The sequence below is a fragment of the Flavobacterium granuli genome (assembly GCF_031456055.1).
Classification (GTDB): domain Bacteria; phylum Bacteroidota; class Bacteroidia; order Flavobacteriales; family Flavobacteriaceae; genus Flavobacterium; species Flavobacterium granuli_A.
Genome location: NZ_JAVDTX010000001.1, coordinates 927,550 through 954,406 on the forward strand (window position 1 = coordinate 927,550; position 26,857 = coordinate 954,406).

General features: G+C 33.3%; 21 protein-coding genes. 1 reads left to right on the forward strand and 20 read right to left on the reverse strand.

Going from position 1 to position 26,857, the window contains the following annotated elements; all coding sequences use genetic code 11:
- Positions 1-480 precede the first annotated feature (480 nt).
- From J2W95_RS04045 to J2W95_RS04070, 6 genes are all read right to left on the reverse strand, one after another.
- Positions 481-1,776, reverse strand: a complete 1,296-nt coding sequence (locus J2W95_RS04045; RefSeq protein ID WP_310004193.1) for an efflux RND transporter periplasmic adaptor subunit — start codon at positions 1,774-1,776, stop codon at positions 481-483.
- Between the two features lie 4 nt (positions 1,777-1,780).
- Complete coding sequence (locus tag J2W95_RS04050) at positions 1,781-3,160, reverse strand: TolC family protein (protein ID WP_310004195.1); 1,380 nt, start codon at positions 3,158-3,160, stop codon at positions 1,781-1,783.
- A 76-nt stretch (positions 3,161-3,236) separates the two neighbouring features.
- Positions 3,237-4,355 (reverse strand): efflux RND transporter periplasmic adaptor subunit, encoded by a 1,119-nt coding sequence (locus tag J2W95_RS04055; RefSeq protein ID WP_310004197.1) that lies wholly within the window; start codon positions 4,353-4,355, stop codon positions 3,237-3,239.
- 43 nt (positions 4,356-4,398) lie between these two features.
- Positions 4,399-5,664, reverse strand: a complete 1,266-nt coding sequence (locus tag J2W95_RS04060; RefSeq protein ID WP_310004199.1) for an ABC transporter permease — start codon at positions 5,662-5,664, stop codon at positions 4,399-4,401.
- A gap of 2 nt (positions 5,665-5,666) precedes the next feature.
- Positions 5,667-6,911 (reverse strand): ABC transporter permease, encoded by a 1,245-nt coding sequence (locus J2W95_RS04065; protein WP_310004201.1) that lies wholly within the window; start codon positions 6,909-6,911, stop codon positions 5,667-5,669.
- Positions 6,904-7,605: an ABC transporter ATP-binding protein gene (locus J2W95_RS04070; RefSeq protein ID WP_310004203.1), complete on the reverse strand. Its 702-nt coding sequence runs from the start codon at positions 7,603-7,605 to the stop codon at positions 6,904-6,906. The genes J2W95_RS04065 and J2W95_RS04070 overlap by 8 nt, the downstream gene beginning before the upstream one ends.
- A gap of 245 nt (positions 7,606-7,850) precedes the next feature.
- On the opposite strand from J2W95_RS04070, the gene J2W95_RS04075 reads away from it, so the two are divergent.
- Positions 7,851-9,269 (forward strand): DUF4403 family protein, encoded by a 1,419-nt coding sequence (locus J2W95_RS04075; protein WP_310004205.1) that lies wholly within the window; start codon positions 7,851-7,853, stop codon positions 9,267-9,269.
- A gap of 120 nt (positions 9,270-9,389) precedes the next feature.
- Here J2W95_RS04075 and J2W95_RS04080 read toward each other — a convergent pair whose 3' ends face one another.
- The 14 genes from J2W95_RS04080 to sov form a co-directional block, all read right to left on the reverse strand.
- Positions 9,390-9,608: a hypothetical protein gene (locus J2W95_RS04080; RefSeq protein ID WP_310004206.1), complete on the reverse strand. Its 219-nt coding sequence runs from the start codon at positions 9,606-9,608 to the stop codon at positions 9,390-9,392.
- A 37-nt stretch (positions 9,609-9,645) separates the two neighbouring features.
- Positions 9,646-10,185 (reverse strand): DUF420 domain-containing protein, encoded by a 540-nt coding sequence (locus J2W95_RS04085; protein ID WP_310004208.1) that lies wholly within the window; start codon positions 10,183-10,185, stop codon positions 9,646-9,648.
- A gap of 60 nt (positions 10,186-10,245) precedes the next feature.
- The gene (locus J2W95_RS04090; protein ID WP_310004210.1) at positions 10,246-10,932 is read right to left on the reverse strand and encodes an SCO family protein; all 687 of its coding nucleotides are present in this window, start codon (positions 10,930-10,932) and stop codon (positions 10,246-10,248) included.
- A 2-nt stretch (positions 10,933-10,934) separates the two neighbouring features.
- Positions 10,935-11,576, reverse strand: a complete 642-nt coding sequence (locus tag J2W95_RS04095) for a hypothetical protein (protein ID WP_310004212.1) — start codon at positions 11,574-11,576, stop codon at positions 10,935-10,937.
- 83 nt (positions 11,577-11,659) lie between these two features.
- On the reverse strand, positions 11,660-12,010 hold the full coding sequence (locus J2W95_RS04100; protein ID WP_310004213.1) for a cytochrome C oxidase subunit IV family protein: 351 nt from the start codon (positions 12,008-12,010) through the stop codon (positions 11,660-11,662).
- A gap of 16 nt (positions 12,011-12,026) precedes the next feature.
- On the reverse strand, positions 12,027-13,001 hold the full coding sequence (locus J2W95_RS04105; RefSeq protein WP_310004216.1) for a cytochrome c oxidase subunit 3: 975 nt from the start codon (positions 12,999-13,001) through the stop codon (positions 12,027-12,029).
- A gap of 42 nt (positions 13,002-13,043) precedes the next feature.
- Positions 13,044-13,631 (reverse strand): cytochrome c oxidase subunit 3, encoded by a 588-nt coding sequence (locus J2W95_RS04110; RefSeq protein ID WP_310004219.1) that lies wholly within the window; start codon positions 13,629-13,631, stop codon positions 13,044-13,046.
- Between the two features lie 2 nt (positions 13,632-13,633).
- Entirely contained in the window at positions 13,634-14,548 is a 915-nt protein-coding gene (gene cyoE, locus J2W95_RS04115) for a heme o synthase (RefSeq protein ID WP_409025115.1), read from the reverse strand.
- A gap of 196 nt (positions 14,549-14,744) precedes the next feature.
- Positions 14,745-15,833, reverse strand: coding sequence for a glycoside hydrolase family 18 protein (locus J2W95_RS04120; protein ID WP_310004222.1), 1,089 nt, complete (start codon positions 15,831-15,833; stop codon positions 14,745-14,747).
- A 47-nt stretch (positions 15,834-15,880) separates the two neighbouring features.
- Positions 15,881-17,995 carry a gliding motility protein RemB gene (locus J2W95_RS04125; RefSeq protein WP_310004223.1) on the reverse strand — a complete coding sequence of 705 codons (2,115 nt, stop codon included), beginning with the start codon at positions 17,993-17,995 and terminating at the stop codon, positions 15,881-15,883.
- 17 nt (positions 17,996-18,012) lie between these two features.
- Positions 18,013-18,756 carry a deoxyribose-phosphate aldolase gene (deoC, locus tag J2W95_RS04130; protein WP_310004224.1) on the reverse strand — a complete coding sequence of 248 codons (744 nt, stop codon included), beginning with the start codon at positions 18,754-18,756 and terminating at the stop codon, positions 18,013-18,015.
- Between the two features lie 101 nt (positions 18,757-18,857).
- Positions 18,858-19,250 carry a VanZ family protein gene (locus J2W95_RS04135; protein WP_310004225.1) on the reverse strand — a complete coding sequence of 131 codons (393 nt, stop codon included), beginning with the start codon at positions 19,248-19,250 and terminating at the stop codon, positions 18,858-18,860.
- Positions 19,243-19,623 carry a glycine cleavage system protein GcvH gene (gcvH, locus tag J2W95_RS04140; RefSeq protein ID WP_310004226.1) on the reverse strand — a complete coding sequence of 127 codons (381 nt, stop codon included), beginning with the start codon at positions 19,621-19,623 and terminating at the stop codon, positions 19,243-19,245. Before gcvH ends, J2W95_RS04135 begins: the two co-directional genes overlap by 8 nt.
- A gap of 82 nt (positions 19,624-19,705) precedes the next feature.
- Positions 19,706-26,854, reverse strand: coding sequence for a T9SS outer membrane translocon Sov/SprA (gene sov, locus J2W95_RS04145; RefSeq protein WP_310004227.1), 7,149 nt, complete (start codon positions 26,852-26,854; stop codon positions 19,706-19,708).
- Positions 26,855-26,857 lie beyond the last annotated feature (3 nt).

Below are 26,857 nucleotides of genomic sequence, written 5' to 3' on the forward strand. Positions count from 1 at the left end.
CTTATTTAAAAATGGTGAGTTATTAATAATTTGGAGCAGAAAGATTTGTTTTTTTTGGCAACAATATCCCGTTTTCCGTTACAAACGAAGTTCATTAAACTCCTATGTAAATAAAAGTATATTCAACTATCTAAATGAATAGTTTAACTATCTAAATGCATCATTCAACTATCTAAAAATATCATTTAACTATCTAAAAGCATCATTTAACTATCTAAAAGTATCATTTAACTATCTAAATGAATAGTTCAACTATCTAAAAACATCATTTAACTATCTGAATAAATAGTTAAACTATCTAAAAGTATCATTTAACTATCTGAATGAATAGTTCAACTATCTAAATACATCATTCAGTTATAAAAAAGTATAATTCAACAATATAATCAGATAACTATCGGTGGTAATTTGTTGCGAATACCCATAAAAAAACACGCCCTGAAAATTCAAGGCGTGCTTATTTTTATATGAAAACAACAACTATTTCTTCTTGTCCTCTTCTGTTTGAATAAATACTTTATCGCCAGAGTTTAGATCTTTAGAAACCGTAGTGTAAGGTCCTGTAATAACTACATCACCCTTTTTCAAACCAGACAACACTTCAATGTTAGTATCATCTTGGATTCCAGTTTTTATGATTCGTATTTTGGCTTTATCACCTACTTTCACAAAAACACATTCTAGTTTTTTATCACTTTTCGGAGCTGCATTTTTATCACCTTCTTCTGGACCATCCATTTTACCCACTTTTACTGCAGTCGTATCAGACTTCACAACAACTGAACTGATAGGAACATGAACCACATTAATTTTTGTCGTGGTAATGATATCAACCGTAGCAGTCATTCCTGGTCTAAATGGAGAATAAGAAGCTGGCTTTCCTACCACTAAATCTTGATATGAATCTTTCAAAATTCTAACTTTTACTTTAAAGTTAGTAACCTGATCTGCCGTCAAAGCTGTACTAGCCGAATTGGAAATACTGGTTACAACTCCTTTGAATTGTTTTTTCAAATAGGCATCTACTTCAACATTAGCCAAATCTCCTACTTTTATTTTTACAATGTCATTTTCGTTAACATCAACTTCAACTTCCATATTGTTTAAGTTGGCTACTCTTAAAAGTTCGGTACCTGCCATTTGTTGCGTCCCCAAAACTCTTTCACCAAGTTCTACGTTTAAAACTGATATGGTTCCATCAGCTGGGGCATAAATCACCGTTCTTCCTAAGTTATCTTTAGCTTCATTTACAGAAGCAGATGCGCTTTGAACATTATAATAAGCCGATTGTTTATTGGCTTTTGCCACTTCAAAAGACGCTACTGATTTATCCCAATCTGATTTCGATATAATCCCCTTTTCAAACAAGGTTTTATTTCTTTCATAACTGGCTTTTGCCTCATTAAAAGAAGCATCAGACTGACTCAAACCCGCTTTTGTTCCAGACAAATTGGCTACTGTTCTATTTAAACCAGAAGTATATAAATCGGGATTTATCTTTACCAATAAATCTCCTTTTTTTACCACCTGTCCTTCTTTGATTGGCAAATCTATAATCTCTCCAGAAACCATAGAAGCAATTTTTACCTCAATTTCTGGTTGAATTTTACCAGTTGCCGAAACAGTTTCTACAATTGTTCCAGTTTCAACATTGGCAATTTCCACTTCTTTGCCTTTATCTTTATTACCAATAACTCCCGCTTTTGAAAATCCTATTAATGCTCCAATAATTACTACTGCAGCTCCTATTATAATGTAAATTGTTTTTTTAGACATAGTATTATTGTTTCATGATTTGGTCAATTGGAATTCCAAAGTAAAATTCTAATATTTTTATTTTGAAAATATAATCGTATTTGGTTCTTATTACTTCAGATTGTGCATTCGTCAATAAAGTTTGTGATTGATTAAAATCGAAAGAATTCATCAAGCCCACTGCATATTTTTCTTTAGCATAATTGTAAGCCCCTTCTCTTGCTTCAAGAGCAACAATAGAAGATTCATGAGCATTCATAGCTCCTTTTGCATCTGTAAAAGCAGTATAAACGTTTCTTTGCAAATCTAAATCTTCTTTTTCTAATGCAATTTTAGATTTTTCTAAAGTTACTTTAGAACGATCTACATTGTTTCTAACAGACCATCCGTTAAATATAGGAACATTCAATTGCAATCCAAAATTTTGACCTTTGTTATCATTCAATTGTGTACCAAAAGAATCTGCAGACTTAGTCCCAATTGGTTGCCCTGCGTCATTAAAAGCAATAACATCAGCATAAGAAACCCTTGAATTAAAACCATAAAAAGCGGTTAAAGTTGGCTGATAGCCACCTTTTGCAATTGCAACATCTTTCTCAGCTATTTCTAAATTCGTTTGAGCAATTTTCAGCTCTGTTCTGCTTTCTTTTGCTTTGGCATAAATATCTATCGGTTTTATCGACATAATATTATTCTCGTCATTAATATTGGTATCATCAACTACATCAAAATCCCAAAACTCTTTCAATTGTAATAATTGAGCCAGACTCAGTTTAGAAATCAACAAGTTATTCTCAGCATTAATAACATTTTGTTTATTGGTAGCCACAGTCGCTTTTACATCCAATAAATCACCACGGGGAATAGAACCCGCTTTGACTAATTCTTCAGAACGATTGTATTGCTTTTCATTAATCGCCAATTGCTCCTTTTGTACTTTTAGATTTTCTTTATTAAAAAGCACTTGCAAAAAAGCATTGGCAACATTCAAAGCAATGTCTTCCTGCATTTTCACCAATTGGTATTTGGAAGCCACAATCGAAAGCTTAGCTCTTCGCATTGTATTCTGATTTCGCAATCCTTTATATATATCTACACCAACATTGGCTCCAACACCCGTTTGTTGAGTAGTCTGATTTCTCAAAAGTCCTGTTGTAATATCTTGGTTCAAACCAATATTCCAAGAATGACTTGCATTTAAATTTGCACTTGGCAAAAAATTCCCAAGAGCACCCCTCTTATCAATAGTAGCAGAAAGTGTATCCAGTTCAGTATTCTTTATAGAGATATTATTTTTTACGGCATATCTCACACACTCTTCCAAAGTCCATGCTTTGGTTTGTGCTTGGGATGCTAATCCAATTAGGAAGACAAAAGCGACACTTATATAATTTATTTTTTTCATTTGTATTAGAATAAAGACACAGCAAAAAACTGCATATATTTAACTTAATTTATTTATCAAAAACCTTACTCAGCGATTATTTTTGTTTTGGTTCCTCAGTTATCAAACCTTGGTTCCAAACTTTTATTTTATCTGTAGCCTTAATACCGCTTTTCACTTCTACATAAATTCCGTCACTAACACCCAATGTTATGTCTTTTCTTTGAAACTTTTGCGGACCCGTTTCAATCTCTACATACGGTTTTGTTGTTTTTTTGTCAAACTGAATCAACGACTCTTTCAACGAATTAACTTTATCAGCTTTTTCCAAAATGATAGAAGCATTGGCACTCAAACCAGCTCTGATGAAAGTATTATCTCTATTGGTTAATGTTGCTTTAATTTCAAATTGAATCGCTCCGTTTTCAGTTTTCCCCTTTGGGGCAATATCTGTCAAAACAGCAGTGAATTTTTTATTTTCAATGGCTCCAACAGTAATTTCGATAGGCATGTTTATCTTAATTTTACCTACTTCAGATTCATCCACTTTACCTACGAATATCATTTTTCCGATATCGGCAACACTTGCAATAGTAGTTCCTTCATTAAAATTATTACTTTCAATTACTTGGTTACCCACTTTTACAGGAACATCCAGTACCATTCCATTTACAGTCGAGCGAATCAAAGTATTCGCATAGTTCCCTAAACTAGAAGTTGTTCCTGTTTTTACGATATCAAATCCTTGCATGGAAGCAGCATAATTTTGCTTGGCTTGATTATAGGCCAATTGTGCTGCGTCAAAATCATTGGCAGAAATCACTCCTTTGTCAAACAAAGTTTTTTGTCTTTGATACATTTTCTGTTGATTGTCCAATTCAATTTTAGCAGTTTTTACTTGATTTTGAGAATTACTCAAATTAGAGACATTGGCAACCACTTTTATTTTGGCTATCAAGTCTCCAGCCTTTACCGGTTCCCCAGCTTTGATATACACCTCTTCTATAATACCCGAGATATTAGGTTTAATCAATACTTCTTCATCGGGAACAATATTCCCAGTTGCAAGAGTGCTTTTTACAATTGTTTTCACTTCCACTTTATCTGTTTCAAAAACAATAGGCGATTGTTGATTTTTTGCATACAAATAATATAAAGCTCCAAAAAAAACTACTGCTATTAAAATCAATACGGTTATGGTTACTCCTTTTTTCATTTTATAAATTTTATTCGATTATTATTGTTTTTTGATTGAATTTTTATTCTGCTCTTAAGGCATCTACTGGTTTCACATTTATGGCTGTTTGTGCTGGAATAAATCCAGCCAATAATCCTGAACCCACTAAAATTAGTAAGGCTATAAAGACAACCATTAAATCAACACTTGGATTAATAAACATCATCCCTTCTGAAGGCATTGATGCCAAAATCATATTTAGTATAGCCAGTAATCCTGTTGCTACGGCAATACCAAACATACCTGCTATTATAGTTAGAAAAATTGCTTCTAATAATATTTGAGATCGAATAGCTCCTGGTGTTGCTCCCAATGCTCTTCGGATTCCTATTTCATTAGTTCGTTCTTTTACAACGATTAGCATAATATTCGAAATTCCAATAATTCCAGATAACAATACTAAAGTCCCAACAAAATAAGCGATGAATGTAAGAACATTAAACAAGTCTTGCACTTTTTGAAATTCGGCAAACAAGTCAAAATTACCGACAGCTCTTTCGTCATCTGGATGAATAGTATGTCGCTCTCGCATAAACGCTAGAATACCTGGTTTAAGCTCAGTAATTGATGCATCATCGTTTGCAGTTAAGGCCATCCAACCTACCTTATCCCCAAAATTAAAGGCTTGTTGAAAAGTAGTGAAAGGGATGTAAATATCTTTTTGTGCCTCTTCAGCATTTCCTCCATTATTACCTTTCTTTTTGTAAACCCCGACCACCATAAAATTAATACCGTTAATTTTAATGTAAGTACCTACTACTCCTTCCGCATTGGTGTACAGTTCACTGATTACACCACTACCAATCACGACCACTTTACGTCTTGCCAATATATCCTGATGATTTACAAAACGCCCCTTAACAATATCCATTTGTTCTTGCTTAACCAATTCAGGATAATCTCCATTGATGGTATAAGCACCGGTTTTTGTTCCTCTGACTACATTGCTCAATCCATTAAAATCTCCCAATCGGTTACGAGGAGAGACATATAACAAGTCAGGGAATTTTTGTTTTAAAGCATCTACATCACTATTTCTAAAACTATAATCTCTTATTTTAGGCAAGCCTTTATAGGGCTTTGAAGTACCTTGCGTCCACATAAACATTGTGTTGGTTGCAATACCATCAAATCCACTTCTGATGCCATTTTCCAAACCTTTAGAAGCGGCTAATAAAATCACCAAAATAAATATTCCCCAAAATACCCCAAAAGCTGTAAGCAGCGTTCGGAAGGTATTGGCGGTCAGCGCCTCTAAAATTTCATTCCATTTTTCTCTATCAAACATAATTATTCGTCTCTAAGTGCTACAATAGGTCTAATTTTAGCTGCACGATATGCTGGAACAAATCCAGCCAAAGCACCTGCAACTACCAAAACAATTAAGGTTGATATTGCTACCGTAAAATCGACTTGAGGATTCACAAAATATTCACTTTGTGCATGGGGACCAACTAACTCCAAGAGTGCCAATCCAGTTAACAATCCAAGAAAGCCTGAAATAGTGGTAATAAATATAGACTCATGCAAAATCATTATAATAATTGAAACAGGAGAAGCTCCAAGCGCTTTTCGAATCCCAATTTCTTTGGTTCTTTCTTTTACAATAATCATCATGATATTACTTACCCCAACAACACCGGCAATAATGGTACAGATTCCAACCCACCAAAAAAACAATCGGATATATAGGTTCAAATCATAAAATTTTTTGACTTCAACAGTTGAATTATAAATCCCGATAGCACTTTCATCATCGGGAGCCACTCCGTTTTTACCTCTCAGCAACTGCCCTAAACCAGAAGTGAAATTTGCCGCTTCAGCCAAAACTTCTTCATAAGTATCTTTTTTCTTAAGGGTAAAAGACATCCCGTTGATTTTATCTCCTCCCCCAAAAACCTTCTGTACTGTAGATATAGGCAAGAACACTCTAGATTCCTCTCTATCTCCTCCTGGGTCTTTAAAAACACCTACAACCTTGAAATTAATATTGTTCACGACAATTTGTTCTCCAATAGGATTTTTGTCTTTAAACAAGTCCAACTTTAATTTCATCCCCATTACCGCCACTTTTTCACTATTAACGAGGTCACTTGTATTTATGAACCGGCCTTGAACCATCGTAGCATTTTCAAAAGCCTGATAATCGGGATTAACACCTCTATATTGATAATTCCCAGATTCTTTCCCATAACTGATGTTGATGCCCCAAGCATTGCTACTCGATCCATATTTATCAAATTTCTCTTCGTATTTTTGGACAGCAACATCGTAATCACTATTTCTAAATTGGATTTGTCTTCCTGGATTCATCCCTTTGTAGGCTTTTGTAGTTACCCCGGACCAAACCTCTATAATTCCAACAGCATCACGTTCAAATGATTTTTCGATTCCGTTTTGCAAACCTTTTCCAACTCCAAGAAGAATCACCAAAATAAAGATACCAGAAGCCACGGAGACTCCTGTGAGAAAGGTTCTCAGTTTATTTTTGGCAATTGCCTCAAATATTTCCTGCCAACGTTCTATATTAAACATAAGAAGAAGCTCTTACTTGTTCTACCATTTTATCATCAATGATCAATCCGTCTTTTAAGACTACATTTCTTTTGCACATAGCGGCAATATCTGGTTCGTGTGTCACTATCAAAATAGTTTTACCTTCATCATTAATCCCTTGAATCAACTCCATTACTTCATAAGAAGTCAGTGTATCTAATGCTCCAGTAGGCTCATCCGCCAATAATACTTTTGGGTTGGATGCCAAAGCTCTCGCGATAGCCACACGTTGTTTTTGTCCTCCAGAAAGTTCATTTGGCAAATGATGTGAATGGGATGCCAAACCTACTTTCTCCAAATATTTCATTGCAATTTCATTGCGCTCTTTTCTTTTTAAGCCCTGATAATACAATGGTAAAGCCACATTATCCAATGCACTTTTGTAATTAATCAAGTTAAAAGATTGAAATACAAAGCCAAGAAATTGATTTCTGTATTTAGAAGCTATAGTTTCGTTTAATTTTTTAATTGGCACATTATCCAAAGTGTAAAGTCCTGAATCGGCTTCATCAAGAATTCCCAAGATATTCAGCAAAGTAGATTTCCCAGAACCCGAAGAGCCCATAATGGCAACCAATTCCCCTTCTTTAATATTGAAATTAATTCCTTTGAGCACATGCAATTCGGAATGTCCCATTTTGTATGATTTGTGTAAGTCTTTAATTTCGATCATAATTTCTTTTATTTTACAGTAATTGTATTGTCTTCTAAAAAGCGTTTAAAAAAATGGAGCCTAAAATTACTAATTAATTTATACACTTATTTTATCGATCATATATAATTTGCATACAATCATTAGCATTTCAGCTCTCTTATTGTTAAAGCTCATTGCATAAGACTTATCACTAACTAAAATGTTACACTCATAACCAAAAAATATATTTGATTTGTTAAATTTGCACTCAAAACCCCAAACAAATGCTAAAATCTCTTTCGATTCTAATTATCTCCTTAACTACATTATCACTAATAATAACAAGTTGTTCCTCAACTTCTCAAAAAATAGAAGCTTTAAAACCCGAACCAGACGACGCAGTACCACTGACCTATACAAATACACCTTCTTATATAAATCTCCCTGTTAGCATTAAACTAAAAGATATTGAAAACCAAACCAACACCTTGTTGAATGGTTTAGTTTATGAAGACAACAATGTCGAAGATGATAATATCCAAATTAAAGTTTGGAAACAAGCTCCAATTACCATTACCAATGACCACGGGAAAGAAGGTGAAAAGATTAAAACAGTTTTACCTTTAAAAGTTTGGGTAAAGTACAGAATTGGAACAAAAACCATGGGTGTCGATTTATATAAAACTCAAGAATTTAATCTAAACGGAGTAGTCACTTTATTAAGTAGCGTAAGTTTAAACAACTGGAGATTAAGCTCAAAAACAACTTTAAAATCACTTGATTGGGTTGAAAGTCCAACAATGACTGTTTTTGGAAAAAATATGCCTGTAACCTATCTTATCAATCCCGCCGTAAGTCTTTTCAAATCAAAAATTGAAAAAAGTATTGATACTGCTATCGAAGATTCCATGGATTTCAAACCGAATGTGATGGAGGCGCTATCCAAAATATGTACTCCTTTTGAAATGAGCGAAACGTATAAAAGCTGGCTCAGAATTGTTCCAATAGAAGTCTATTCAACTAATGCCAAACTAAAAAATGATTCCTTTTTACTCAATATGGGTATGAAGTGCAATATGGAAACTTCAATTGGAAAAAAGCCTGAATCAAAATTTGAAGCCAATAAAATTGTACTGAAAGCAGTTGATAAAATTCCAGAACAAATCGCTGCCAATATTGCTGCCGTTTCCACTTATCAAGAGGCTTCAAAATTAATGACTACCAATTTTGTTGGGCAAGAATTTGGATCAGGAAGCAAAAAAGTAAAAGTGCAGAATGTGGCTATTTGGCACAAAGATGGAAAATTGGTAATTGCGTTAGATCTTATAGGCTCTGTAAACGGCACTATTTATTTGAATGGGATTCCGCAATATAACGACACAACCAAAGAAATCTATTTTGACAAACTGGACTATGTATTAGACACTAAAAGCAGATTAATGCGTACAGCAAACTGGTTGGCTCAAGGGATTATTTTGAGAAAGATTGAAGAAAGTTGTCGTTATTCAATCAAACAAAATTTGGATGAAGCTAAACAAAGCATGGCGGTTTACTTAAAAAACTATTCACCAATGTCTGGTGTTTTCATAAATGGAAAAATGGAAGATATTCAGTTTGAAAAAATCGAACTGACGAATCAAGCAATAATCGCTTTTATAAAAGTAAATGGAAGTATAAACGTCTCCATTGACGGACTTAAATAGAAAAAGCAGTTTTTAGTTTTCAGTAGGCAATAAATAAAAAAGCAAGGTTCAAAAAATAATATTTTTTGAACCTTGCTTTTTTATTGTGATTGCAATTGAATTTTGCAATTGATATTAACCTTACTGTTTCTTCTTTTTCATTAGATAAATATAATATCCAATTGCCCCAACAAGCACATAAGGTATCACCATAAGATAAACGATTCCATCATTTACACCAGCTGCCTGTGCTTTATTTTCATCTCCAGTCAAAGCTGCACGACACATTGCACATTGCGAATAAGAAGACAGAGAAAAGAATAAAGAACATAAAATATAGAAATACGTTCTTAACCCCATTATCCTTTTTGCTATTCCCTCTTTTTTATTTATTATACTAAACATAATAAGGCGAAATCATTAAATACACAATCACACCAGTTACGGCAACATACAGCCAAATTGGAAAAGTGATTTTCGCAATTTTTTTATGTTTATCAAATTTAGCAGCCAAGGCACGAACATAAGTTATCAAAACCAAAGGTATTACCGCAATTGACAAAAAGATGTGGGTAATCAGAATAAAGAAATAAACATACTTCATAATACCCTCGCCACCATATTTTGTAGAATCGGCTGTCATATGATAAGCCACATACATTACCAAAAAAGCTACCGAGCACCCAATGGCCAATTTCATCAATAACTCGTGACGCTTTCGATTGCCATTTTTAATAGCCAATACCGCAGCAACCAACAAAACTGCTGTTATTCCATTTACAGTTGCATAAATAGGTGGTAAAAACGATAGAGGCGCTACATCAAATCCAAAATCTTTTAATTTTACTTTAAAAAGAACTGCCACTGCAAGAGGAATTGCAATTGACAATAAAACAATCCATTTATTATATTTTTGTTCTACAGTATTATTTTCCATTCTATTTTCTTAATCTAAATTTTCTTTATTCTAATTTCTAAATTCTGCCATCTTACAACACTATTCCTTTAGCAAAGCTTGAATATCCTGTTGAATATCTCTAATTCCTTTTTTTTCCAATCCATCATAATATAAAATTGGATTACCGAAATCGTCTTTTCTACATCTGATATTTCCATTTTTATCAATTAAAGCAAAAAGTCCTGAATGTTCAAAACCTCCTAATGCTTTACTATTTTCACCAACATAGATATTAAATCCTTTGTTGGACAAATTGTATATATAATCTTTGTCTCCAGTCAAAAAATTCCAATTGGAAGATTTTACCCCTAATATTTTAGCATGTTCTTTTAAAACTGCTGGCGTATCATGAACCGGATCAATAGTTATAGAAACAATCCCAAAATTAGGATTGCCAAAAAATTCATTTTGAAGCGTCAACATATTAGCATTCATCTTTGGACAAATAGAAGGACATGTTGCAAAGAAAAACTCCAAAACATACACTTTCCCTTTATAAAAATCATTAGTAATCTTTACATTGTCTTGATTTGTTAGTTCAAACTTTGGCACAGCACCAATTGTAACCAACTTATCATCTATAACTTTAGAACCACTTACATTGTCCAAACGATTTCCTTGAACTACACTATTATTCTGCATTCTGTCTACAATTTTTGGAACAGCATATATTCCAAAAACAAGTATCACAAAAGAAATTCCTATATATGATTTATTTTTAAGCATCGTTATAATTGTTTCGTTGCGTTATGATTCTTTTTTAAAGCAGCACGGTATTCATAAAGAATAATCTTGAAGTCGTCCAACATTTCATTGCTTAATTCTGCCGGATGAAAAGTATTGTAACCTTCTTTATACTCTTTCTGTTCTTTTCTTCCTCTCAAGTTTCTTTCTTTGTCTACAATATAAACGTTAGGAGTACCAAAATCAGGATTCAAACTTCCTTTTAATTTTAGTTGACCAAAATAAGATTTGATTTCTTCTGGATTTGCAAACACAAAATGCCACTGACTTACATCCGTAAAAGCACCTAGAGCATCAACTACAACCTTAACCTCTTTTTCAGTTCCCAAAGGCGAAACAACAACAAACTGTAAGTCTTTGAAGTCATGATAACGTTGGTAAATCTTTTCATTTAAGTTGAAATAATTCCCTCTATTTTTAAGAATTTCAGTTCCCGAGAAACCAAGAATAGTAATTTTATTATCCAAACTTACTTTTTCTCCATTTAAGGATTTCCATTCTCCAAGATCAGGAATCTTTGAAGTTATAACAGGCAACTTTGTAAAACTATTAACACCAGATGCAAAAAACAAATAAGCAACTATAGGCAATATAAACAATACAAAAAGAACAATATTTTTTTTCATTATGACTTTATAAAATTTAGTGTATTAAAATAAAAAAAGGCATCCGTCGAGACGGATACCTTTTTCTTTGAATTAATATCTTGTTAAAAATTCCATTTAATGGTAGAATTTTTAAAAACCTCAAATACATAATCTCCCTCAGTCAATAGAATAAAAAGCAAATAGCAAACTAGGAATATTAAAGGCCAAACAACTGCATTTTTCAATGAGTTTTTTTCTCCTTCCATATGCATAAATGCCCATACAATATAATAAGCTTTAACTAATGTTAATATGATAAACAACCAGTTTAACAAATTCATTGTTAAAAAATTGTGCATATATAATGCATCTGGTCTGATGATACCAAAAGCAACCTCAACAGTTGTGATTAAAGACAATAGACCAAAAACTGTCCAAATTCTTTTTGTATTAGAAACGTGTTCGTGTGACATAATGATAGATCTAAAATTAAACTAAATAGAAGAATGTGAAAACAAATACCCAAACTAAATCAACAAAGTGCCAGTACAACCCCACTTTCTCAACCATTTCATAGCTTCCTCTTTTCTCGTAAGTTCCCAAAAGAACATTAAAAAAGATAATGACATTGATTACAATACCAGAGAAAACGTGAAATCCGTGGAAACCTGTGATAAAGAAGAAGAAATCAGCGAAAAGCTTACTTCCATATTCATTATGCGTTAGATTTGCTCCTTCAATTACTATTTTAGCTTGCTCCAAACGCACTAGAGATTCTTCTCTAGAAAGAACAATTTTCTTTTTGTCTTTATTTAAAGTTTCAATTCTTATCAAAACATCTGGATGAGCTTTAAATCCAGCTTGAACTTCAGCCACTGTATAAGTAGGAATAGCAGATTCACTCATGAACCATTTTGCTTTATCTCTTGATAAATGCTCTCTTTCTACTGGTAATGTAGTGGCAAAATCTGCCAAAGCAACACGATGACCTTCTTTGTCAACAAACTGTAGCAAGCTACCACCTGTTGTCTCAACAGCACCATATTCTCCTTTGATAAAGTTTTTCCATTCCCAAGCTTGAGAACCAACGAAGATTAAACCTCCAATAATTGTTAGAAACATATAAAGGGCTACTTTATCCTTTTTCATTTGATGACCAGCATCAACGGCCAAAACCATTGTTACAGATGAAAAAATCAAGATAAAAGTCATTAACGCCACATAATACATCGGAGCAGATACACCGTGTAAAAATGGAAAGTGTGTAAACACCTCATCGGCTAATGGCCATGTTTCAATAAATTTAAATCTAGAAAACCCGTAAGCTGCTAAAAATCCAGAGAACGTTAAGGCATCTGATACGATAAAAAACCACATCATTAATTTACCATAACTTGCTCCCATTGGCTCATTGCCGCCTCCCCAAGTTTTTTCACTATTTGCAGTAGTAACTGTCGCTTCCATAAAAGTTATTCGTTAAAAAGTTTCCAAATTTACGTTTTTTTCTTATTTAAAGAAATATAAAAATAAAAATAAATAAACCCACAAGAAGTCTAGAAAGTGCCAATACATTGCACCTAGTTCTATTCCAAGAGTTTGGGTTGAATTATATTTTTGTTTAAAATGATTATAAATAATAATTAATAATGATATCATACCTCCGGCAAGGTGAATCAAATGAACTACTACTATTACATACAAGAATGTTGTTGTGATAGAACTAGCATTTCCGGTAAAATAATGACCATTCTCAACTATTTGCCCAAATCCTACAAATTGTAACACTACAAATGAAATACCCAAAGCTAACGTAGCTAAAAGCAACAAAGTTGTCTTGTTATGATTGTCTTTTTGAATTGCTTTTTTTGCCAAATGAAAAGCAACACTACATCCCAAAATAGCAATAGTGCTAAAATAAAAAGCAGATGGTAATTCAAAATTCTTTAGCCAGTCGGCTCTGGATTGGCTTACTACATAAGCACTTGTTAGACCTGCAAACATCATTGTCATGCTCACCATAGCGAACAATAAAATCAATTTATAAGATCTTGCCGTTCTCAATTTATGATCTTCGGCTGTCATTGTCATTTCCATAATTATCTTAAAAATTTATCCAAAATATACACTAATTGTAATAACGTTATATAAGAAACACTTACCAACATTAACGTCCTTGCTGCTTTTGCAGTTTTCATTTGATACAAACGAACCGCATAAAACAACATCCAAAGTCCAAGACATAACACTAAAATCGATGCAACTGGAGTAATAAACAAACGTCCAGTATACCCTAGTGCAGGCAAAAGAGACGCAATCATCAACCAGATAGTATACAATATAATTTGCAAAGAAGTCCCTTTATCTTTCTTACCTGTTGGCAACATAAAAAAACCTGCTTTTTCATAATCTTCATACAAAAACCAACCTATAGCCCAAAAATGAGGAAATTGCCAAAAAAACTGAATCAAAAACAAAGTTCCTGCTTCAATACCAAACTCACCAGTAGCAGCAACCCATCCTAACATAAAAGGGATTGCCCCAGGAAAAGCGCCCACAAAAACTGACAGTGAAGTGACTGTTTTAAGTGGTGTATAAATGCTGGTATATAAGAAAATTGAGATTGCACCAAACATGGCCGTTTTTGGGTTTATCGTATAAAGCAAAGCCACACCCAAAACAGTAAGTAAACTTGCTACGATTAAGGCCAAACTTGGAGGCATTCTACCAGAGGCAACAGGACGATTCTTTGTACGATCCATCAAAGCATCAAGATCTTTCTCTATTACCTGATTGTAGGCATTAGAAGCTCCAACCATACAATATCCTCCAATTGCTAGTTTTAACAAAACCATCCAGCTAAAAGGATGGGTAGAATCGAAACCAAGAACATAACCCGCAATTGACGAAAAAACAACACTTATAGCTAAACCAGCTTTTGTAATTGCTTTAAAATCAAGATAAATGGATTTAATCGAAATGGGATTTGTTGTTGTATTCAATGCAGATAAAATTGGTGTGTTTTTTAAAAACTGGTGCAAATATACAAATTAGATTCAAAAACGGTCTATGAAAATCAAAATTGAAAAATTAGTTGTTTCATTAGTCGGTTTTTACTGTTTAATTAGGTCATTAAAAGAAAACCATTATTTTAAAACAGTATTACTATAGAATTAAAAAGCTCACTAATTAGACAGTGTCAAATAAAAACTACTTTTTAGTTTTTAATTCATAAATAGCGTTCACCATACCATTTCTAGTGGAATCCAAGCCAAGTTCCCAAAACATAATACCACCTAATTTCTTTTTTATGACATAAGAAGTTTTAGCTTTTACAGAAGGAATATCATCACTTGTTGCAAACATTTTTTCTTTCTGATTATACCAATATGGAGCATTTGCTTTTTTATCCCAAAAATATTTCCACCCTTTTTCTTCACTCAATCCGTCTTTAAAATTATTAAAACTCACACCTCCAGTATGTGTTCCTGGCTGATACAATCCATTGTTAACATTCTCTACATCTTTCCATGTTCGTGTATAAAACGCCGAGCCAATTACTATTTTATGCGATGGAATACCTAATTTCAACAAATATTCAACCGCTCTATCTGTAGATTCCTCATCCTTATTGGTACTATAAAGAGGCGTATGATGTCCCGTGACTTTCGAATATCCATTAACTAAGTCATAACTCATAATATTTACACGATCCACTAACGGCATTACTAATTCCCACTCTACAGACTCGTCTAAATATTTTTGAAATCCTCCTGCTGCAAAACTTAATTCATTCGAATTTCCTAATTCAACTCTTAGTATTCTAACCAACTCCGTGAAATTTTTCCTGTCAGCTGGTTGATACAAATGGTCTGGGACACCTTTAATAGCTGGATATTCCCAATCCAAATCCAAACCATCGGTTTTAAAATAGTCATTAACTTCTTTTACAGATTTGGCAAAAACTGCCCTTCCCGAAGCTGTCGAAAAAGCATCTGAACATTTTTCACAACCACCCCAACCTCCTAAAGACAACATTATTTTTAGTTGAGGATTTTTACTCTTTAATGAAACCAAATGCTTAATGGTAATAGAATCTCTACTGTTATCAACATTTAATTTTCCGTCTTTAAGATGACAAAAACTATAAATTATATGGGTTAATTTTTCAATCTCAAAATCATTTATCTGCTTCTCATCGCCAGTATAATAAGCCAAAACCGAGAAGTCTTTACTTTTTTGGGCCTGCAAACTTAAACAGGTAATCACCAAAAAAAAAGTCACTATCCTTTTTTTCATTTTACTAATTTTAAATTATTTCAAAAATATTTACCAAATAAACTCAATTAATAATCAAAATACCAATTAAACACATCTGATCTAAAACCAACAGTAAACCAAGTCGTTTGTTCCTTAAATACGGTTGTCGTATCAGTAGTAGGATCAAAATTACGATATAAAAAATTACCAAAAAATTTCAAATTTGTAGCAGGATTAACTAAATATCCCACTTGTACTTCCGAAATAAAAAGACTTGTTTTATTTCCCTGCCCTACTTTCACCCCTTTATCATACGGTCTATTTTCATCATAGTCTTTATAAATGTTTTGCCCATAATTGTAATTATTATCAACAGTATCAAAATCAAGACCTCGTGTACCCCAAGTAAGTTTTGCATTCGAATAAAAACGATTTTTATGATAGTATCCTAACAAAACCAACTCCTGAGAATTTCCTCCCCATTGATGACCTAAACTTTGATTGTTATGGCCATAATTTGTAATCGGTTCACTATGCGAGTACACATAAGGTCGAACATGGTTAAACTCCAATTGCAGTTGTAAATTATCTACATGGAATGCATTAAAATATTTCACACCCAATTGATATCCCAATTTGTTTTTCCAGCTATTATCCCCTGCAGCAATATCACTAGTAGAAAACTCATCGATAAGAAATTGTCCATACAAATTCACCTGATTATTCCATTTGTATTTATAGCTCAACCCCAAAACAGCATTACCACTTCTGGAAGAAGAAGAAAACTCTACTGCTCTATAAAATACAATAGGATTAACAAAATTCGCGTCAAAACCTCTTCCATTTGTGTTCGTCCAAACAACTGATTCAAAAAAACCTAAATTCAATTTATTTGAAACGTTCCAACTCAAATAATGATTTACCATATACTTGGAAGCATATGTTTTATCAACGGTAACATCCGGACGAACATCCTTTAGCCACATATAATTTACAGAGTATTTAATTTTCCAAAAATTGGCATCAATCTTAAAAAAAGGATACGGACTAGCACCATCGCTCAAAAACAAAGAACGGTAACCGTCTCCAATAAAATTTTTACCATAACCCAATTGCAAGTCTAAAAATTTTGCAGCGTTATAGGAAATATTTGCATCAGCCAAAGGAAAATCATAAGCATCCGAATTATACGATTTCGCAATACCAATTCCCGGCACAATAGCAGGATTACCTCCTGATGGTTTTATAGAGTTCGCATAAGCATTATAGTAATCAGCAAAACGCCCTTGACTTTCATAAAAAGTGGTTGTAAAATTCAAATGATTCCCAAGACCTCCTTTAAAATTGAGTGCTCTTGTGTTGACAAAAGTATAATCTGTCTTACTTGGATTGGAAATTCCTCCTTGAACATTAAACAAGAAATTCAAAGCAAACCAATATCCTTCCCCTTTGATTTCTGCTAAATTTTCATTCCATACTTTTCGACCCCACCAACCAGATTTGTTTTTCATAAGACCAGCATTGACTTTTTGAAAATTATAATATTTTTCAACCTCAGCAAATGTATAAGGTTTTGAAGCCGTATGATTATTACTTCCTACCTGATTTATTTCACTATCAAATTGGGCATAATAACTATGTGAAAAAGGAATATTTAAATGACTTGTAAATTGAGGATTATCAAAACGTTTATAAACAATACTGTCTAACTCCGTCAAACCTTCATTTACATTTATATTTTCTTTTTTGGCCAATTGCGTTGCAGCAATTTCTTCCGGAGATAATAACGGAATATCAATACTTATATTGAACTTAGAATAAGTTGGATTACCTGCATAAGTAGGTGGACCGATTTTAGGAAAACCATCAAAAACCCTCTTAGTTTCAGTAATAAGTTCTTCATTATTGGAATTCACATACAATACTTTAAACGTACCTGTAACATCAACTTCAAAAAGAACTTTAACCAGTCCTTTGTAATTATTCTGTTGCAATTTTTCAGGTACTTTAAAATTATGATATACGAATTGTTGCACTTCGTTATAGAAGCAATTTTTCAAATCCTGTCCCTGTAAATTTTGACAATTTGAAAAAACAGGAAAACGCTCATCAGAGGATTCCAACTGATTCGGAGTAGGAGTTTGTGCATTTACAATCAATGCACCAAGAAAAAAAAGAAAAGAAAAATAGTTTTTTATCATTTGTATTTTATATCTAATCAATACTGAGAAGAAGACTCTTCTCCATTTGCAATCGCTTTGGCGCCCGAAGTTCCAATACGTTTTACTCCAAGCTCTACCATTTGCACAGCTTCATCATATGTTCTTACACCACCTGCCGCTTTTACAGGAAGTGGCGATGCATTTTCAAGCATTATTTTAATGGAAGGAACAGTCGCCCCATTAGGCAAATTATTTTCTGTTTTATAAAAACCCGTTGATGATTTCACAAAAACAGAACTAAACGACTCTTCTTTAAAATTAGAAATCACCACATTTTTAATCAATGCTGACAACTGTGTAATTTGTAATTCATTTAAAGCGGCTACTTCAATAATCCATTTTACTGTTTTATTGTGCTTCAATCCTAGTTGAGTACCTTTAAGAATCTCTTCTTTCACCAAATCAATATCACCAGCTTTGAAAGCTTCATAATTGCAAACAAAATCTAAATCATCTGCTCCATTTTGAATACACTCAACAGCCTCTTCTAATTTTTTGTCCAAAGAAGATTTTCCTTCAGGAAAATCAATCACGGTTCCAATCAATACTTTTGATTGTGCTTCAACAATCATTTTTTTTGCCAATGAAACTCTATTAGGACGAATCATTATCAATTTAAAACCTTCATCAATTGCTTCTTGAATAAAACCCTGAGCAACAACTATATTTTCAGTTTCGCTCAAACCAGCTTGAGTATCGGTTTTTAAATAGGTTGAATCCAGATAATGTTTAATATTCATCTTTAGAATTTAAGGAGTTAAACGCCGTAAAATTACAATATTCGGATGATATGACCTTAATTGTATATCATACAAAATAAAAAAACCCACCGAAGTGGGTATTATTTTTTTAATATTGAATTTAAAATATTGATTTTATTACAAATCACAACAACAAAAATAGCTAACATCGATCCAACTGTATTCGCTACAACATCGAAAACATCAGCACTTCTAGTTGCAGTAATTAAGTTTTGTAATATCTCTATTACTATTCCAAAAACAAATGAAAACACAACCGAATATATTAAAGACTTGAATATCGAATCGCTTTGCAAATGTTTACTAAAAAACAAAAACCAAAGAAAAGTAAATACTAAATGAAAAAAAGTATGAATACACTTGTCTAAATTTGGAATATTTATGACCGGAATTTCATTCGAATTGACTAAACAAAAATAACTAACAATCCCCGTCCACAGCAAAGCAACCAAAAACAAAAAATATTTAGGCACCTATAAGCTCTTTATACGCTTCACTTGAAAGTAATTCTTCAACTTCTGATGGACTTGAAATTTTCACTTTAATCATCCATCCAGCTCCATAAGGATCTGCATTTACACTTTCTGGATTACTTTCTAAAGCATCATTGAATGCGATAATTTCTCCAGACAAAGGAAGAAACAAATCAGACACAGTCTTTACAGCTTCAACAGTTCCAAAAACTTCATCTCTATCTAAAGTTTGATCTAATGTTTCAACTTCAACATATACAATATCTCCTAATTCCTTTTGTGCAAAATGAGTGATTCCCACTGTAGCAACATCTCCTTCAAGACTAACCCATTCGTGATCTTTTGTGTACTTTAAATTTGCTGGTATGCTCATAAAATGATAATTGATAATTAATACTAATTTTTTGTGCAAATGTAACAATCTTATGCACAATTATGCTTTAGAATTTCAAAAATTAATTTCCAAAACTATAACGGAAAGTAAATCCTGAACTGATATTCGTCAATGGAAACGAAGTTGAAATAACTGGTTTAGAAAAAGAGTGATTGTAATAAAAAATTATGGTTAAATTTTTACTCAAAGCATAATCCGCAGTAGTATTCAAAGTCCAAATATTTTGACCACCACCCAACTGATTGTTATCATAATCTAAATAACGAACAATTGTTTGATTGTCTCTATAAGTCAAATCAACTTTAATATTAATATCACTTTTTATAATCCCCATCGGATTATCAGCCAATCTTGATGAGAAAGTAACATCTTTTATACGATATCCTAAACCTACTACATATTCAACTCCTTGAACTTCGGTTAATAAATTATTATCAAAACTCATAGCCAAAGCTCTATCCTTATTGATTTGTGTTAATATTTTGAAAGAGTTTTTCAATTCAAAATCAACCCTCAATAACGGATTAAACTGTTCCACCAAAGTAACATTTGACATGATCGTAGGATTATAAAAATTTCCGCTATCGTCAACTCCGTTAGGATTCTCTGTATAATTAAAATTAGATCTAAAAGAATTTACGGTATAAGATGCTCTATAGTTTTGCTGTAAAGAAAAACGTTTAAATGTTTTCTTGAAAAACCCGTATCGCATCAATCCTGTATATTTGATAGCCCAATTAGGCAATGGAAAACTTTTAAAAATATCAAATGAAACATTATTGGCGCTCGTGCCAGAATAAGCTGCTAAAAATGCAGGCAATAAAACAGCTTGGTTGGAACTCGAATACCCAATTGGATATCCTTTTGAATCAATATTAGCAGGGTTATTTAAATCTATGCCTCTTTCACTCGCTAGCCTATTAGCAACAACAAGTCTGTTCTTTCTAAACTCATCAAAAGCCGTAGATCGAACTTCATTACTGGTAGAAAAAGAAGTTCCAATCAAAACTGTCGAAATTGAGAAAATACCAAAACTATAAGGGGATCGTGGATTGTAACTTCCATCAGCCCCCACGTCATACTGCTCTGAGAAATTTTCTGAATAAGAACGATCTCCCAATAAATCAATCTTTAAATCTGGCGTCAACTCCAAATTGGCTGACCCTTTAAACACTTGATTATTAACAGTAGTATAGTTTTGATTGAATTCCTGATATGTGGTCAACCAACCATTTTTGGCAGCCTCATATCGCACATCACTTTGACTACCAAAAACAAACCCCAAAGTAGGTTTTGAAGATCCAAAGAATCCTACACTAGGAATATACCCTGGCAAAACTGTTCCTTCGTTCTCTGTAAAACTAAGATTGATGCTTTTCACACTCGTCAATATACCTTTCAATCCATCTATAAATTGATTTTGATTAATCTTTTTTAATGGGTCTGTTTTTGCGATTTTTTCTCCAGGTTTAGGCACTCCAACGGGCTTAGACTTACTAGCTGAACTTTTGGAAATCCCTATATATTTATACAAGGTCTCCATATTGAATGTCGAATTAAAATTAGTTGATCTAGCATTTTGAACCGTACTTCCTAAATTATAATAGACGCCTCCAATCTGGATATTACTCAATGCTTCGGAAGATTGTTGCCAACTATAGTCCCCCGTATATGAGTAATTAGCCTTTATAAAACTTAAAAAAGGAATCTTATCAAAAGGAATTTCATAATTTAAAACAAACTGTTGCATATGAAAATTTGCTGTTCCCGTATCGAAATAGCCATCCCAAATAGTTACATCATTCATAGGCTGATCATCGGCATCCAAATAATTTTTCACTAAGTTTCTAGAAGCCGCTGTATAATTTATTTTTAATGATTTTGTCAAATTAAAATTAAAGCCATATTGATAATTAAATCCAAAGTTTCTTCTGTATAATGGTTCAAAACCAATACCTATATCTTCAACTTGTCTAAATTGCTGTTCATTACTTTGTCTAACCACATTCGTATTAAAAGTAACGCTTGAAGGCAAATAATTAAAATTAAAATCCTTTAAAAACTTCCAATAACTACTTTTCGACATGAATTTAGTTTTTTGGAAAGGTTCAATTGGTTTCGGCTGAAAAGCAAAAGCATAATCAACAGTAGTCCTAGATTGCTGATCTACATTTTTTTCGATTTCGAAATCGTGTCGTTCAACTTCATTATAATATTGTGAAAAAGTAAAGTTTTCAGCATCATATGGCATCGGTTTCTTTTCTGCACTTCTTTCTTTTCGAACACCGATCAAATTGATACTTTTACGCTTCGTGTAATCAATTGCCTGATTTAGTTTACTTTTTCTTTCATCCTCAGTATCTGCATCATCCAAAACTTGTTTCAGTTTTATATCTTCATAAAAAGGGTCGTATTCCGGTTTAATAATTTCTTCTCCTATAGAGTAATTAAAAGGAACGTTAACGCCCCATTTTTTTGGTAAAAACTTACCTAAATTAATATTGGTTACAACATTATACTGTTGAATATCCTCTCTACTTCTTTCATTAGGTCCTTGCTCGATGGTACCAAAACCAAAATTTTTAATATTACCAGTTAATGAAACCGTTGCCAGATCAGCAAAATTAGTATCTATGTTTAACAAAGCAGCCATACCGCCTTTATTATCCATATCGGCCAAACGAAGTTCGTTAAACCACACTTCTCCTTTTATATCTTGATGAAGTTCATTGCTTTTTAAACCAAGCATTATATTTCGAATCAAGCCCAAATTGGGATTTCCTTTAATACCTAAACGCAGCTTACTATTACCATCACCATTAGTTTCATTTGGATCATCATCCATATAATAAATCCCATCAGCAGGCAAAGTCGATTTATCTATTTTTAAAGCCTTTAACTTTAATTGCGTTAATAATTCCAAGGACAAATCAATTTCGTTATCTGATGGCCATACTAAGTCAGCACTCAATGGTGGGCAATCTTTCCCTCCAGAAGCAGATGCTACTGTAACTTTCAAAGGAATTTCTACTTGATAAAAATCATCCGAATAATCCGCTCCAAAACGCAAGAAAGCAACCATTTGATTATCTTCCAAAGCCGGTTGATCTGGCAAGGATTCAGCATGCAAAAACATTTTAAGTTTATTATATTGACGCATGTCAATATTGAAATTCTTGAAAGCTCCACGTCCATCCAAAGGCTCAAGCCCTGCACCAGAAATCCTCATCGATAAGGATTGCTCATCTTGATTGATAACCGTATTGTTATTATATAATTGTTCTCTTACTACACTTGGCGGGCTGACATAATTTATAGGACATCTATTGGAATTCTCTTCAATATTTACTGAAGCTGTTTCAAAAACAGTCCCATCATCATCTACATTCAAATCATTAAAATCTATTGCTTGGGTATAACGTCTCCATTCTCCTCTTATCAAGTCCAATGCTCCAAAACGCAAAGTAACTTGATCCGTAAATTCAGTCATAAACATTCTCATGAATCGGATAGATCTAAAATCCGAAATTTTCCCAATGGTATTTTCGGGTTGGGAAACTGGAATTTTAAATTGAATCCATCTGGCTTCTGTTGAACCTCCATTTGGTAAAGTAACCGTCGTATTTCTTACATCAGCAATGTAATTTTGTCCAACTTGCATATCTGGCCTCATATCAATGCTGTATTCATAATAAGCATTGATAGTATTCATTGTATTGTCCCTATTTACATCTTCCACATCTGGCACTGTTGAAGAACCTCTGTTAGCCGAATTGATATTTACATTTGAATTTCCATCGACTCCATTGTAATTTCTATAACGATCTAAAACACCACCAGAAGTATTTAAATAATAAAGATAATCATCGCCAGCCGGATCGGGTTCGGAAGCATGATTGGAATACACCCTTGCTTCTTCTCCAGAAGATAGTCCATCTAATCCAATATCTTGATTGGTACGATTACCCTCATTATTGTCAAAAGCATAAATTAATGATTGCGAGGCTGGTGCATTTCCCCAAGCCGGAGACGGATTCACCAAAACCTGATCGGGACCAAAACCATTCTCATACACTTTACGTCCATCTTTCAAAACATCCTCAGAAACTTCTCCAAGATTGAAATAAACTTTTCCTATGTTTGATTTTGGGACACTTCCCGCACCCACATAAGGATCCATAACCCAAAATTGAATATACTCTACGTTACTTTGTTCAAAATTGGTAGAACTTAACGACCTCACAATTCCTCCAAAATTTTCAGAAGGAGTATCTCCAGCAGTTGCTGAATTATTATAAGGACCTCGCTCTTTTGGATAATAACTCATGTCCAGCGTACTAACCACAAGTGATTGCCCTTGAACAATATCAGTCAAGGGATATAACTCTTCACTATAAACCCTTCTTGTAGTATTCAAAGACAAATCATCATTTGTTATTCCTGATGGTTTTGAAGTATAAAAAACAGGATCTATAGAATACCACGCTAATTTGGCTCTTTTGAAACCATAATCCAAGCCATCTAAATTTCCATTAAAATTATAAAGACTAGAGGTATTATTCTCTGGGGTAGATGACATTGTCCAAGCATAAGGAGAACGCAAATCGATAGAGGACTGAGAGCTTTCAAAATCATCAACATAAATAGTAGATTCACCTTGAAATTTATCTCCATCAGATGCATTTGGCATCAAATAAGCAATCTCACCACTTACCGAAATATTGGAAGGAACATCAGTATCAATGTTTGGTAATTTATTAACCAAGCGTGTCAAAAAAGGCACTTCTGAAGAATAATTCCCATGAAACCCAAAAATACTATTATTTACTGATTCTTGACCGTAACTTGATTTTTGTGTAAATGGCTTTTCTTTCATGTTTAGAAAAGTAGCTCCAACCATAAAATTTTCCGAAATTAAATGATCAACATTTACTCCAAAAAACCTTCTGGTTTGTTGCCCAAAAACAGAATTGTTTTCTAATGAAATTTCAATTGGAGTATTCGATGCCTGCAATGAGGGATCCAAGATTTGAACCCTTCCCAATTGATAATTGACACTATAATCAATACCCTCAACTAACACTCTACCAGCAGCAGTTACTTTGACTGATCCTATAGGAACATTGAAGGCTCCAATAGGAATCCCTTCTCCACCCACAGATTTAAACTTTCCACGCAAAAGAAACTTATTTACTTCTGGATTTTGAATAGCCCCAGCTTGGGTGCTTCTATACATATATGGATTTACATATTTTTTTTGATTTGCATTATAAGTGCTTACATCATTGTAATCTTGTGTAGACCCTTGATCTTTTAACTTATTAAACAACAATTCCCCAAAAGGCTCTTTGCTTGTAAATATCAATCGACCGTTTTGAGTATCAACCGTTAAACCTGGAATAAAATCAAAAAAACCATCACCTCCCGCTTGAGGATCATTGTTATAATTCAATTTATCTACATTAAGTACTTTTAACAAAGTAGTATTTTCGATCGTATTTTCAGGAGTTGGATTCGCTGGAAATGGGCTTCCATCAACAGGAGTTATGTAATTTAAAGCTGATGGATTTTTATACAAAATATTTAACCTAAAATCTTCTTGTTGCAACTGATAGGCACCTTGTATTTGATAAATATTTTTCATCATCAGATTCCAAACTGGATTCGTCACATTAGTCAAACTACTTTTTAACATTTTCAGAATTAAAGTCTGAGAAATAATCGTTTGATCCGATGGCTGACTTCCTCCAACAACGGTAGCCTCAACACCATCATTCCCAAACTCACCCACTTGATACACTTTGTCTCCAATAGAATACTCATAAGCAACCGCCAAAATCTCATCATTACCTAATCGTTGTTGCAAGGATATATACCCCAACTGAGTATTAAAAGTATATTCATTAGACAATAACTTTCGGGCATTTTCCAATTTCGAATAATCCTGACCTTCACTAACAGTAATTGAAGGCGAAAATCCAGAATTTGCAGTTACAATTTCACGAATATCATTATTTAAATAGCCCGAATTGGTCTTAATTAATGCGGGGTCGTAAAGGTTATTAGTGTTATCCGAAGGAGAATCAATTGGCTTAACAAACATTCCTGTAGAAGGATTCAGTACTACTACTTTATTATCTGGCACTCCAGTTAATTGTGCTTCACCTAAATCCTGAAGGGCAATAATATTTCTTAAATTATTACTAGTTGTGTTTACTCGGTTTTGTTTGTTGGTAATCCAAACTTCCAGTCTTGTTATTTGAACCCTTGAATCAATAAAAGGGTAATTTTTTAATGAAGCGTCATATTTGTCTCTAAAGTATTGAGACAAGAAGAAGTGGCGATCATTATCATAATCCAAACCATACATTTCAAATTCTTGAATCGTCCCTCCACCTTGGGCAATTACACTTTTGGCTTGAGATTTTTGTTCTGAAAAAACTCCTGTTACAGTTGTTTTCCCAAATTGTAATTCCGTTTTTACACCAAATAAACTTTGAGCTCCTTGGATCAAAGTACTATTTAACGGCATACTAACGTTACCGACTTCAATTTTTCGAACAATATCATCGTCCGCAGGGGTATATTCTAATTTTAATAAATTTTGAAAGGCAAAGGTAGATTGAGTGTCAAAATTGGCATTAACTTGAAGCCTTGTACCCACTTTTCCGAGCAAGCTCATACTTATCCTTTGATTAAAATCGAATGAGGTATTAGTTCTATTTCGAGGAGAAAATGCTGGATTGTCTTGTTTGGTATACAATACTCCCAAATCAATCTCAATAGATCCTGTTGGCTTTACGTCAATGGTATTACTTCCAAAAATAGATTCAAAAAGTCCTGATTTTATATAATATCGAGGTAATAAATCCTTTTTAGCAGCATCGCTTCCTTCTTTATTTCCATCAATAGCATCTAACTTTTTACTAAAATAATCATTCATAGATTCTTTTAGCATCAATTTTTCATACTCTGCAGGAGTTAAAACGATAGGATAATTGATATTGAAATCGTCTATAGAATTGGTATAAACATAAGTATCCGTAACTGGATCATACGTATAGGCAGACAAAATGCTTTGAGGATTTGCCATCTGAAGCTCACCAACATCATATCCTTTCTTTATGGTATCCTGAGCAACACCTTGCACTTGAGCCTGTGATACAAAACCACAAAAAAATACCAGCAAAAAAATGTAAATTTTATGCATATC

What these genes read in the sequence shown, in the direction of transcription:
- J2W95_RS04080 (WP_310004206.1), bottom strand. Translation starts at nt 9,608, where the DNA reads ATGGGGTTAAGAACGTATTTCTATATTTTATGTTCTTTATTCTTTTCT.
- J2W95_RS04125 (WP_310004223.1), bottom strand. Translation starts at nt 17,995, where the DNA reads ATGATAAAAAACTATTTTTCTTTTCTTTTTTTTCTTGGTGCATTGATT.
- J2W95_RS04105 (WP_310004216.1), bottom strand. Translation starts at nt 13,001, where the DNA reads ATGGAAGCGACAGTTACTACTGCAAATAGTGAAAAAACTTGGGGAGGC.
- J2W95_RS04055 (WP_310004197.1), bottom strand. Translation starts at nt 4,355, where the DNA reads ATGAAAAAAGGAGTAACCATAACCGTATTGATTTTAATAGCAGTAGTT.
- J2W95_RS04085 (WP_310004208.1), bottom strand. Translation starts at nt 10,185, where the DNA reads ATGGAAAATAATACTGTAGAACAAAAATATAATAAATGGATTGTTTTA.
- J2W95_RS04120 (WP_310004222.1), bottom strand. Translation starts at nt 15,833, where the DNA reads ATGAAAAAAAGGATAGTGACTTTTTTTTTGGTGATTACCTGTTTAAGT.
- J2W95_RS04045 (WP_310004193.1), bottom strand. Translation starts at nt 1,776, where the DNA reads ATGTCTAAAAAAACAATTTACATTATAATAGGAGCTGCAGTAGTAATT.
- J2W95_RS04110 (WP_310004219.1), bottom strand. Translation starts at nt 13,631, where the DNA reads ATGGAAATGACAATGACAGCCGAAGATCATAAATTGAGAACGGCAAGA.
- J2W95_RS04095 (WP_310004212.1), bottom strand. Translation starts at nt 11,576, where the DNA reads ATGAAAAAAAATATTGTTCTTTTTGTATTGTTTATATTGCCTATAGTT.
- J2W95_RS04100 (WP_310004213.1), bottom strand. Translation starts at nt 12,010, where the DNA reads ATGTCACACGAACACGTTTCTAATACAAAAAGAATTTGGACAGTTTTT.
- J2W95_RS04050 (WP_310004195.1), bottom strand. Translation starts at nt 3,160, where the DNA reads ATGAAAAAAATAAATTATATAAGTGTCGCTTTTGTCTTCCTAATTGGA.
- deoC (WP_310004224.1), bottom strand. Translation starts at nt 18,756, where the DNA reads ATGAATATTAAACATTATCTGGATTCAACCTATTTAAAAACCGATACT.
- J2W95_RS04075 (WP_310004205.1), top strand. Translation starts at nt 7,851, where the DNA reads ATGCTAAAATCTCTTTCGATTCTAATTATCTCCTTAACTACATTATCA.
- J2W95_RS04065 (WP_310004201.1), bottom strand. Translation starts at nt 6,911, where the DNA reads ATGTTTAATATAGAACGTTGGCAGGAAATATTTGAGGCAATTGCCAAA.
- J2W95_RS04070 (WP_310004203.1), bottom strand. Translation starts at nt 7,605, where the DNA reads ATGATCGAAATTAAAGACTTACACAAATCATACAAAATGGGACATTCC.
- J2W95_RS04090 (WP_310004210.1), bottom strand. Translation starts at nt 10,932, where the DNA reads ATGCTTAAAAATAAATCATATATAGGAATTTCTTTTGTGATACTTGTT.
- J2W95_RS04060 (WP_310004199.1), bottom strand. Translation starts at nt 5,664, where the DNA reads ATGTTTGATAGAGAAAAATGGAATGAAATTTTAGAGGCGCTGACCGCC.
- sov (WP_310004227.1), bottom strand. Translation starts at nt 26,854, where the DNA reads ATGCATAAAATTTACATTTTTTTGCTGGTATTTTTTTGTGGTTTTGTA.
- gcvH (WP_310004226.1), bottom strand. Translation starts at nt 19,623, where the DNA reads ATGAGCATACCAGCAAATTTAAAGTACACAAAAGATCACGAATGGGTT.